Below are 11,551 nucleotides of genomic sequence, written 5' to 3' on the forward strand. Positions count from 1 at the left end.
CGTGGTTTTGTTAACATTTTGTGTTCTCGCCTCAAGCTAAATCGTGTCAGTCACGTAACTTGTTAACAAATGGCTACGGCTAAAGACATCAAATTGCGGAGCCACTATACCATTTTCACAGGGATTGCCTGTTCCCCCATGGGGTTATTAGGGTTATTTTTTGATCCAGCACACATTTTTTCCAATTTAGTTAGTAAAAAAATTAGTGCGGTTGACTTTTGACGGGGAATGAATTTTTGCAACAATCGATTAAAAAAATCGAACTAGCGTTTTATAAAAAATAATACAGCGAATATCAATGTCTTTTATGCCAATAAAGGCTAAATCAAAGTGCTCTGGGTGCGGATAGGCGTTGTACTCACATCACGGGCAAGTCATCATCATTCGGGCTATATCCTTGTTGCCCGAATAACGTCAGGCTTATCATCAAATGATATGTCTCCTTTAGCAATGAAGCTAAAAAACACGTACCATTATTGGTCTTGTGTCGTGACAGCAGGGATCATTTGTGCTTTGCTCCCTGACTCAATCACGCTAAAAATGGCTGTCGCCAGCTCATTTTCATGATGTGGATTTCTGCACAAGAAATAGCGTGTTTCCGGCAGCTTGGGTAATCCATCCTCCTCGCCGAGCACTTTCAACTCTGGGCTCATCATTTCGACAGATCTCACCGTCACCCCGAGCCCTGCCTTAACCGCCGCCCTTACCGCAGATAAGGTCGATGCCACATAGGATATCTTCCAGGGAAGGCCCGCAGCTTTTAACTTTTCCAGCGCTAATGCACGAAAAGGGCTCGGTTCATCCAACACAACAAGCGGCACGGGTTCTTCCGGTCTAAATTGATAATCCGCAGCGCAATACCACAACGTAGGAGAACTGCGTAATAATACATGAGGAAAGCCAACACTATTCATCGTGGTAATCACCAGATCAATTTTCCCCTCATGCAGCATGTCCAACATTTCCACGCTGCGTTTTACACTGACGGCTATCGATAATTTAGGAAAAACCGAGGTTACCCGATGTAAAATATAAGGAAGAATGGTATCAGCTGTGTCATCAGAAGCACCGATGGTAAGTGTCCCCTGAATATCGCTATACATTAATGAAGTACAGGCTTCATCATTGAATTGTAATATCTTTCTGGCGTAACCCAGAAATTGGATACCGTGTTCAGTTAACTGTTTATTTCGCCCATGACGAGCGAACAGTTCCTTTCCGATGAGTTGTTCTAAACGTTGCATCTGCTGGCTGACAGCCGATTGAGTCCGGCATACGGCAACAGCAGCGGCGGCAAAGGTATTTAAATCTGCAACCGCGACAAACGTTCTCAATAGATCAAGATCGAGATTAAGTACTGGTCGATTTGCATTGGTCATACGATTATTCACTTATCTATTTTAATTTTTAACAAAACATTCCTGGTGTTTATTACATGTAATGGGAACAACCCATACATTTAAGACACTATCGCAGACGCACGATAAGGGCAAAAAAATACTTATATTTCGTTATCCCTATCGTCTTTTCTATTGATAACGCCTCCTTATTTTAAATGGTTCGTCAGTTTCAATCTTTACCAGAATAAAAAACCATTTCTCATTTTTTCGTTCTGAAAAATAAAAGTATCTGTTATTTAAAATAATCAGCGCAGGCTGAGGAGAGAGAGTCATGGCTGACTCACAAAGATCATGCTTATCTACCCTACCGCACTAATAGACTAGTACGCAATACCACGGCGTGACGGCCCTGATATTTACAGATAAAGCGGGAAACATTCTTCAAAAGGTATAGCAGGAGGAGTACATTAAGCAGGTTATGCTATTCCACACAGGAATACGCTCTTCCCGCAAAAGGTTTGTGATAGTTATGTCTCCGATTGAAAAATCCAAAAAGCTGGAGAACGTTTGTTACGACATCCGTGGTCCAGTGCTGAAGGAAGCGAAACGACTTGAAGAAGAAGGGAATAAAGTCCTCAAACTGAACATCGGTAATCCCGCGCCCTTCGGTTTTGAAGCGCCGGACGAAATCCTTGTTGACGTTATTCGCAATTTGCCAACGGCACAAGGATACTGTGATTCAAAAGGCTTGTATTCTGCACGCAAAGCCATTGTTCAACATTATCAGGCACGCAACATGCGTGATATGACCGTTGAAGATGTCTATATCGGCAACGGCGTCTCTGAGCTGATCGTACAGTCCATGCAGGCTTTGCTGAACAGTGGTGATGAAATGCTGGTCCCTGCACCGGATTATCCGTTATGGACAGCCGCCGTCTCACTTTCCAATGGGAACGCAGTACATTATCTCTGTGATGAAGAAGCTGGATGGTTCCCCGATCTGGAGGATATCCGCAAGAAAATCACACCACGTACTCGCGGTATCGTCATTATCAATCCCAATAACCCGACAGGCGCGGTGTACAGCAAAGAACTGCTGCTGGAAATTGTTGAGATTGCCCGCGAACATAACCTGATCATTTTCGCGGATGAGATTTATGACAAAATCCTCTACGATGAGGCTCAACACCATTCTATTGCCGCTTTGGCTCCTGATTTACTGACCGTCACTTTTAATGGTTTATCAAAAACCTATCGCGTTGCGGGGTTCCGCCAGGGTTGGATGGTACTCAACGGCCCGAAAAAGCATGCCAAAGGTTATATTGAAGGGTTGGAAATGCTCGCGTCGATGCGCCTGTGCGCTAATGTGCCCATGCAGCACGCCATTCAGACTGCATTAGGTGGATATCAGAGCATCAGCGAATTTATCCAACCCGGCGGGCGTTTGTATGAGCAACGCAACCGAGCGTGGGAACTCATTAATCAGATACCTGGCGTCTCTTGTGTTAAACCCAGCGGCGCACTCTATATGTTCCCGCATATTGATGCCAAACGTTTCAATATCCATGACGATCAGAAGCTGGTTCTCGATTTGCTATTGCAGGAAAAAGTATTGTTGGTACAGGGAACCGCTTTTAACTGGCCCTACCCGGATCATGTTCGTATCGTGACACTGCCGCGTGTTGATGAACTGGATATGGCCGTTCACAAACTGGGGCGTTTTCTGGAAAACTACCACCAGTAACAGAGTCATATTTCGCCGGATGGCATGCATGCTATCCGGCAAAATTTTGTCCGATTGCATAATCCCGTCCCAATGCTCACAATAACGACATTGTGCTGTTGTCTGAGAGATATTATGAATCAGAGTCACTTCTTTGCCCATTTATCCCGTCTGAAACTCATTAGCCGCTGGCCTCTGATGCGAAATGTTCGCACAGAAAATGTTTCTGAGCATAGTTTGCAGGTTGCTTTTGTCGCCCATGCACTGGCTGTGATCAAAAATCGAAAATTTAACGGTAACTTGAACGCGGAACGCATCGCCTTACTGGCGATGTACCATGATGCCAGCGAAGTATTGACAGGCGATATGCCCACGCCCATCAAATATTACAACGCACAAATTGCCCATGAGTACAAAAAAATTGAGAAGGTCGCACAGCAAAAACTGATTGCGATGCTTCCTGAGGAATTGCAGCAGGACTACCGCTCGCTACTTGATGAGCAGTACACCAGTGAAGATGAACGGTCAATTGTTAAACAGGCTGACGCGCTTTGTGCCTACCTGAAATGTCTGGAAGAACTATCCGCAGGGAATTCAGAATTTACCATGGCCAAAGCGCGATTAGAGAAAACGTTAACATTGCGGCACAGCCCGGAAATGGACTATTTTATGGACGTTTTTATTCCAAGCTTTAACCTCTCATTGGATGAAATTAGCCAGGACTCTCCATTGTAATTCTCTGATACCACAAGCGGAATCAGAATGGATAAAGCCACGGCACCATCATCACACTCACAATCATAACTAAAATCGTGAAGGGTACGCCAATGCGGATAAAGTCGCCGAACTTATATCCGCCAGGCCCTAACACCAGCGTATTCACTGGCGATGACACTGGCGTCATAAACGCAGCGGAGGCGGCAACGGCAATAATCATCGCAAAAGGATAAGGCGAAACGTCCATCTGTTTTGCGGCCGCGATAGCGATAGGTGCCATTAATACCGCGGTTGCTGTGTTCGAAATAAATAGCCCGATAACAGCACATAGTATAAACAAGCAAACCAGCATGACATGAGGCCCGGCGCCACCAGCCACTTCCATTAACAGATTAACAATCAACGCAACGCCGCCGGTTTGCTGCAAGGCGAGTGCAAATGGCATCATTCCTACAATCAAGATGATGCTGGGCCAGTGAATCGCGCGGTAAGCACCTTCCATATCAATACAGCGAAATTTCCCCATCAGTAAGCAAGCAATCAGCGCCGCAACCGCATTCGGAACTTCATCCGTCAGCATCATGGCGACCATCAAAGCCAAACAAAATAATGCATGGGGTGCCTGGCTAACGGCAGGCGCAATATCGTCCACCTCTGCGGGTAAATTCAGCAACAGGAAATCATTTTTTTGTGTATGCAATTGCCGGATCATTCGCCAGTCACCGATAACTAACAAAATATCGCCAAGCTGAAGTTGCTCATCCGCCAAAATCCCATCCATGGCCTCGCCATTGCGGCGAATCCCCACCACGCTTAAACCGTAACGGCTACGGAATCCCACTTCATAGAGCGTTTTGCCTAACAACTCAGAGTCCGGGATTAACGACATTTCCGCCATACCAACATCACGCGCCTGCTCCGAAAAATACTCGCCACGCAGCACCATCGGTTCCAGACGTTGTGAGGTACAAAATTCACGCAGGTCAACCTCCGATGCTGACATATCAATAAGCAAAACATCATTCAAACGGAGTTCTGTATTCCCCGCGACGCTAACCATGACGCGCCGAAATTTCCTCCAGCGCTCAATCCCGACAATGTTGGCCCCATAACGTTGACGCAACCGCAAATCATCCAGACGATGACCAATCAAAGGAGAACCAGAAAGAATAGCTAAGCGACGTGCTCTCCCTGTTAATTTGTAATCACGAATCAAATCGCGGAACGTTTTTCGCTTCCAGGTCTCTTTTGACGTATCCGTTTCCGCACCACCGAGCCAATAACGCGCAACCATCATATAGGCCACACCAATCAACAACACCACTAGCCCGATTGGCGTCACACTAAAAAAACTAAACCCTGCAACCCCTTCCCTCATCAGTTCGCTACTGACAACCATATTGGGCGGAGTCGCCACCAGCGTCATCATTCCGCTGATCAACCCGGCAAAACTTAAGGGCATCATCAACCTGCCAGGTGATGTTTTCATTCGGGCTGAAACACTCAACACGACCGGAATAAAGATAGCGACCACTCCGGTTGAACTCATAAACGCGCCCAACATGGTGACAGTCACCATCAGAAGAACCAGCATTTTGATTTCACTGCTACCCGCCGCACGTACCAGCCAGTCCCCCACCTGATAGGCGACCCCTGTGCGAACTAACCCTTCACCTATCACAAATAGCGCAGCGATCAAAACGACATTAGGATCGCTGAACCCTATCAGCGCCTGCGGTAATGTCAGCGTTCCGCTTAACACAAAAGCGATAATGACCAATAGCGCGACGACATCCATGCGTAATTTATTGGTGGTAAATAACACAATGGCGATCAGCAACAGGGATAAAACCCAGAGAAGTTCGCTATTCAAAACGGTTCCCCTAACGGAAAAAGTTCAGTGATAGGAATATATTCAAAATGCCACGGAAATACCTGCGAGTGCTTTAATTGCTTTTCTGAGGCCCAAAGGGAACAGACAGAGATAGTCTGCCATAAAAAAACCTCGCTGAAGCGAGGTTTGATCATATTTAGTCACAATTTTATCTGTAAATTACAGAAACTTATTGACTACGAACGATAATAGCTGTGTCACCGGTTTTCGTTATCTGGATCTGTTCCAGCGAATCTAAAACCAGATCTACCTGATCTAACTTCGGCGTATCCGACGGCGCGTTTACCGCAATCACCTGACTTCCCGCCGCCAGACCAGACAAAACACCAGCAGGCGCGTCTTCAACGACAACGCAGTCAGCTGGTTTTAGCCCCAATTGCTGAGCACCCAATAAATAGGCATCAGGATTCGGCTTACCCCGAGCAACCTGCTCTGCCGTAATAAACGCGTTCGGCGCGGGTAATCCCGCAGCCTGATGGCGAGCATGCGCAATGGGGACCGTTCCCGAAGTCACAATCGCCCATGGAATGCCAAGTTCATCCAATCGCGCCAGTAGCTTCTTTGCCCCCGCCATTTCAATAACGCCCTGCGTATCTGACGCTTCAATTTTTTCCAACGCATAAAACTCTTGCTGGATCAGCGCCTCACTTTGCCCTTGCAGGAAATGACGCAACGACGTGATCGCTTGCTTACCGTGAATAAAACCCAGAACTTCCTGTGGATCAATATCGTGCGCGTTAGCCCAGTTGATCCAGGCTCGTTCTACTGCTGGCAACGAGTCAACCAGCGTACCATCCAGGTCAAACAGAAAACCTTTACACTCCACAGGAAAGCCCCTTTTTAACGAATCAGGCATTGATGATTTGTGCTATTTCGACCGCACTTAAATGATACTGGCGCGGACAAGACTGCCAGATAGACAGCATGCGACCATACTTGTCCCACATTTTCGTCTGAGCATTAAAACCATGCGTACCGGAGTCAAAATGCGGGTAACGGCCTTCTACGTGCACCATGAAGCGGACAAAACCGAGATAACGAGCCTCAGTCGCGGCGTCAAACCCCAGAAAGACCAGACGACGTTCATCCAGTTCCTGTTTGTCCTTCAGGTTCGCCCAAGACACCTGCAAGGCATGATGCATTTCCATGATGTTAATGATCGTACGGCAAACATCTTCGCTCAATTCGCCAAACTCTCGATCTAGCTCACGCATCTGTAAGCCATAGCCCCGCTCAATAATAGTTTGCAATCGGCGATACCGCTCAGCATTGTCTGGATCAAGCATGGTCATCATTTTGTATTGATTTGAAAGGATTAACCTCTGGGCATTTGTCATTTCCATCGTGATCTCCTGAACCTCATCCCGGCATACCGCCGTTTACCCTAAATATTAATGACAGAATCGCATACTGAATCGTTTCGTGATAGCAATAGCGATCCATTTTTTGATTTAAAACAGCAGGAAGGAGAAAATCACCTGCCTGACATACCCAGTCTGACTCAGATCACAGATCGTCTAAAAACGTTTTATCAAGCTGTTTAAATGCCCGCTTTAGCACATCGGCTAACGACTGGTACGTTGGCGCGTCTTCCAGCGGTGCGAGGGCCAAACCCGATTCAAGCAATTTATGTCGGATATCGTGAAACCAGGTCAATAGCGTCGGAGGTAAGGGAGTCACAGAGCGACGCCCAAGCCACCATAATCCATGCATAGGTAAACTACAGGCAAACAAGGCGGTCGCAATCGCTGGCCCAAGTTGCCCGCCAAGGGCAATCTGCCATGTGAGCGTGAACACGGCCAGCGGCGGCATAAAACGAATAGCAAACTGTGTCGCTCTCACAACGCGATTTTCAGGAAAGACCGGTGCCAGACGCTTATCAGCAGGCCACGTTTTCATATAGTGCTGGCCACGTTGGAGTAACTTTAGCCAACTGATTCTATCACTAGGTTTCGTTGCCATCGTCACACCTCAACTTTAAAGATAAAAAATAAAAACTTTGCACAAATCAACAACTTAATTTGATAAGGTTAAAATATATTTTGTGTTTGCCTTACGCTATCGGTATCCTAAGACGGCCTTTTGGCCGCTATATATACTAAAGTAGTATGACTACACACTGGGAGTTCGATTCCCTGCATCACAAGCGCTGCCAACAGTCACAACGCGGTTATTCATCGCTTTTATAAACTGGGGTTTCATACACCGATGCCATGTCCAGTATACTGTTCATTCAGTACCACAGGTCAGCGTTATCGGCACTTTTTCATCGTCATGTCTGGTGTATCGCACCAAGGCATGATGTTAATCATAAATGCCAGCAGTGGTATGCGATAGGCTACCTTTGTATGACATTTATTTAACCATGTATAACAAGTAGGTACTTCCATGTCGAGTAAGTTAGTACTGGTTCTTAACTGTGGTAGTTCATCCCTGAAGTTCGCCATCATCGATGCTGTTAACGGGGAAGAATACCTGTCCGGTTTAGCCGAGTGTTTTCACCTGCCAGAAGCCCGTATTAAATGGAAAATGGACGGTGGCAAGCAAGAAGCTGAACTGGGTGCTGGCGCAGCTCACAGTGAAGCGCTGAATTTCATCGTCAGCAACATTTTGGCTCAAAAACCAGAACTGTCTGCACAATTGGTTGCCATCGGCCATCGTATCGTTCATGGCGGCGAAAAATTCACTCAGTCTGCTGTCATTGATGCTGACGTCTTGCAGGGTATCAAAGATTCCATACCTTTTGCACCGTTGCATAACCCAGCTCACTTGATCGGTATCGATGAAGCGCTGAAATCCTTCCCGAAACTGGCCGAAAAGAACGTAGCTGTTTTCGATACCGCGTTCCACCAGACGATGCCGGAAGAATCTTATCTCTACGCACTTCCGTACAAACTGTACACCGAGCATCATGTCCGTCGCTATGGCGCACACGGCACCAGCCACTATTTCGTGACTCAACAGGCTGCTGAAGCGCTGAATAAACCTGTTGATGAGCTGAACGTGATCACCTGTCATCTTGGCAACGGTGGTTCTGTCACAGCGGTACGTAACGGTAAATGCGTTGATACGTCTATGGGTCTGACTCCGCTGGAAGGTCTGGTAATGGGTACGCGTAGTGGTGATATCGATCCTGCTATCGTGTTCCATCTGCATGACTCTCTGGGCATGAGTATTGATGCGATCAATAAACTGTTGACGAAAGAGTCTGGCCTGTTGGGTCTGACAGAAGTCACCAGCGACTGTCGTTATGTTGAAGATAACTACACCACTAAAGCTGATGCTAAACGTGCAATGGACGTGTACTGCCACCGTCTGGCCAAATACATCGGTTCATACAGCGCCCTGATGGAAGGCCGACTGGATGCCGTTATCTTCACTGGTGGTATCGGTGAAAACGCAGCGATGGTGCGTGAATTAACGCTGAATAAACTTGGTCTGCTAGGTTTTGAAGTCGATCACGAACGCAATTTAGCGGCTCGTTTCGGCAAAGGCGGCAACATTGCGAAAGAAGGTTCCCGTCCCGCATTGGTCATACCGACCAATGAAGAATTGGTTATCGCTCAAGACGCCCTCCGTCTGACAGCGTAAAATGAACGCCAACTCCGTCAGCTCAGGCTGACGGAGTTGTTTTTGACTAACGAGCAACCGTTAAGAGGTTTAGCCGTGTCCCGTACAATCATGTTGATCCCAACTGGCACCAGCGTCGGTCTGACTAGCGTCAGCCTGGGTGTCATCCGTTCCATGGAACAAAAAGGCGTCCGCCTGAGCGTGTTCAAACCGATCGCTCAACCGCGCACTGGTGATAATACGCCAGACCAGACCACGACTATTATTCGTGCTAACTCATCTATCAATGCGGCAGAACCGCTGCAAATGAGCCGGGTTGAAGCGTTGTTAAGCTCCAATCAGCAAGATGTTCTGATGGAAGACATCATTGCTCGCTACCATGAAAACACTAAAGATGCGGAAGTGGTATTGGTTGAAGGCTTGGTGCCAACACGCAAACATCAATTTGCCAACGCGCTGAACTATGAAATCGCAAAAACCCTGAACGCAGAAATCGTTTTTGTACTGGCGTTAGGCAACGATTCTCCTGCGCAGTTAAAAGAACGCATCGAACTGGCCCGTTCCAGCTTCGGTGGCAGCAAAAATAAAAACATCACGGGCGTCATTATCAACAAACTGAATGCCCCGGTCGATGAACAGGGTCGCACACGCCCTGACCTGTCTGAAATCTTTGATGATTCCAGCAAGGCTAGCGTTGCCAATGTTGACCCGAAACAACTGTTTGCCAACAGTCCGCTCCCCGTGCTCGGCTGCATTCCCTGGAGCTTTGACCTGATTGCTACGCGTGCCATTGATATGGCGAAACACCTGAATGCTCGCGTCATCAACGAAGGTGATATTCAGACTCGTCGCGTTAAATCAGTCACATTCTGCGCCCGTAGCATTCCTCACATGCTGGAACACTTCCGTCCAGGCTCACTGCTGGTGACTTCAGCCGATCGTCCTGACGTGCTGGTTGCAGCCTGTCTGGCCGCTATGAATGGCGTGGAAATCGGTGCCCTGCTGCTGACTGGCGGCTATGAAATGGATCCAAGCATCGCCAAGCTGTGTGAACGCGCCTTCCAGACTGGCCTGCCTGTATTTATGGTTAACACCAACACCTGGCAGACCTCACTCAGCCTGCAAAGCTTCAACCTTGAAGTACCGGCTGACGATCGTCAGCGCGTCGAGAAAGTACAGGAATACGTCGCAAGCCACATCGACACTCAGTGGATCGATTCTCTGAGTGCTGCATCTGAGCGTTCCCGCCGTCTGTCTCCACCCGCGTTCCGTTATCAGCTTACCGAACTGGCACGCAAAGCCGGTAAACGTATCGTTCTACCAGAAGGTGATGAACCACGTACCGTTAAAGCCGCCGCTATCTGTGCCGACCGCGGTATTGCACAGTGCGTGCTGATCGGTAACCCGGAAGATATTCAACGTGTCGCAGCTGCTCAAGGCGTAGAACTGGGCAAAGGCATCGAAATTGTCGATCCCATTGCCGTACGTGAGCGCTATGTTGCACGTCTGGTCGAACTGCGTAAGAACAAGGGCATGACCGAAGTGGTTGCCCGTGAACAACTCGAAGACAATGTTGTTCTCGGTACGCTGATGCTGGAACAGGGTGAAGTTGATGGCCTGGTTTCTGGTGCGGTTCATACCACGGCTAACACCATCCGTCCTCCGTTGCAGTTGATCAAAACTGCACCGGGCAGCTCACTGGTCTCTTCCGTGTTCTTCATGCTGCTGCCTGAGCAGGTTCTGGTTTATGGCGACTGCGCTATCAACCCGGATCCGACCGCTGAACAACTGGCTGAAATCGCTATCCAGTCTGCTGATTCCGCTACCGCATTCGGCATCGACCCACGCGTTGCGATGATCTCTTACTCCACCGGTAACTCCGGTGCGGGTAGCGATGTCGAGAAAGTGCGCGAAGCAACTCGTCTGGCACAGGAAAAACGTCCTGATCTGGTTATCGATGGTCCGTTACAGTATGACGCCGCTATCATGGCTGACGTTGCACAGTCCAAAGCACCGAACTCACCCGTTGCAGGTAAAGCGACCGTGTTCATCTTCCCTGACCTGAACACCGGTAACACCACGTACAAAGCGGTACAACGTTCTGCCGACCTGATCTCCATCGGGCCAATGCTGCAAGGCATGCGTAAACCGGTTAACGACCTGTCCCGTGGCGCACTGGTAGACGACATCGTTTACACTGTTGCCCTGACGGCTATTCAGGCAACACAGCTCTAATCGTTTCAGAGCGTATTTGATATACCCAAAATAATTCGAGTTGCATGAAGGCGGCAAGTGAGGGAATCCCGA

9 protein-coding genes are annotated in these 11,551 nt (G+C 48.1%); 4 read left to right on the top strand and 5 right to left on the bottom strand.

Annotated elements, in window-relative coordinates:
- Positions 1 to 473: 473 nt before the first annotated feature.
- Entirely contained in the window at positions 474 to 1,379 is a 906-nt protein-coding gene (gene lrhA, locus ACKPVM_RS20045) for a transcriptional regulator LrhA (protein WP_409311510.1), read from the bottom strand.
- Between the two features lie 490 nt (positions 1,380 to 1,869).
- Between lrhA and ACKPVM_RS20050 the strand changes: the two genes are divergently transcribed.
- Positions 1,870 to 3,084 carry a pyridoxal phosphate-dependent aminotransferase gene (locus ACKPVM_RS20050; protein WP_409311511.1) on the top strand — a complete coding sequence of 405 codons (1,215 nt, stop codon included), beginning with the start codon at positions 1,870 to 1,872 and terminating at the stop codon, positions 3,082 to 3,084.
- Between the two features lie 114 nt (positions 3,085 to 3,198).
- On the top strand, positions 3,199 to 3,798 hold the full coding sequence (gene yfbR / locus ACKPVM_RS20055) for a 5'-deoxynucleotidase (protein ID WP_409311512.1): 600 nt from the start codon (positions 3,199 to 3,201) through the stop codon (positions 3,796 to 3,798).
- A gap of 22 nt (positions 3,799 to 3,820) precedes the next feature.
- Here yfbR and ACKPVM_RS20060 read toward each other — a convergent pair whose 3' ends face one another.
- The 4 genes from ACKPVM_RS20060 to yfbV all read right to left on the bottom strand — a co-directional run bounded on the left by ACKPVM_RS20060 (position 3,821) and on the right by yfbV (position 7,636).
- Positions 3,821 to 5,653, bottom strand: coding sequence for an SLC13 family permease (locus ACKPVM_RS20060; RefSeq protein ID WP_409311513.1), 1,833 nt, complete (start codon positions 5,651 to 5,653; stop codon positions 3,821 to 3,823).
- A 190-nt stretch (positions 5,654 to 5,843) separates the two neighbouring features.
- Positions 5,844 to 6,500 (bottom strand): sugar phosphatase, encoded by a 657-nt coding sequence (locus ACKPVM_RS20065; RefSeq protein WP_409311514.1) that lies wholly within the window; start codon positions 6,498 to 6,500, stop codon positions 5,844 to 5,846.
- Positions 6,501 to 6,522: 22 nt separating this feature from the next.
- The gene (locus ACKPVM_RS20070; RefSeq protein WP_409311515.1) at positions 6,523 to 7,017 is read right to left on the bottom strand and encodes a YfbU family protein; all 495 of its coding nucleotides are present in this window, start codon (positions 7,015 to 7,017) and stop codon (positions 6,523 to 6,525) included.
- 163 nt (positions 7,018 to 7,180) lie between these two features.
- Positions 7,181 to 7,636 (bottom strand): terminus macrodomain insulation protein YfbV, encoded by a 456-nt coding sequence (gene yfbV, locus ACKPVM_RS20075; RefSeq protein WP_409311516.1) that lies wholly within the window; start codon positions 7,634 to 7,636, stop codon positions 7,181 to 7,183.
- A 426-nt stretch (positions 7,637 to 8,062) separates the two neighbouring features.
- Here yfbV and ackA point away from each other — a divergent pair, with 426 nt between their 5' ends.
- Together ackA and pta are read left to right on the top strand one after the other, a co-directional pair.
- A complete protein-coding gene (gene ackA / locus ACKPVM_RS20080; RefSeq protein ID WP_409311517.1) occupies positions 8,063 to 9,265 on the top strand; it encodes an acetate kinase in 1,203 nt (400 codons plus the stop codon).
- A 75-nt stretch (positions 9,266 to 9,340) separates the two neighbouring features.
- Positions 9,341 to 11,479 (top strand): phosphate acetyltransferase, encoded by a 2,139-nt coding sequence (gene pta, locus ACKPVM_RS20085; RefSeq protein ID WP_409311518.1) that lies wholly within the window; start codon positions 9,341 to 9,343, stop codon positions 11,477 to 11,479.
- The last annotated feature ends 72 nt before the right edge of the window (positions 11,480 to 11,551 follow it).

Origin of the sequence: Pectobacterium hainanensis (assembly GCF_046237015.1) — a bacterium.
Lineage (GTDB): Bacteria > Pseudomonadota > Gammaproteobacteria > Enterobacterales > Enterobacteriaceae > JBJYIN01.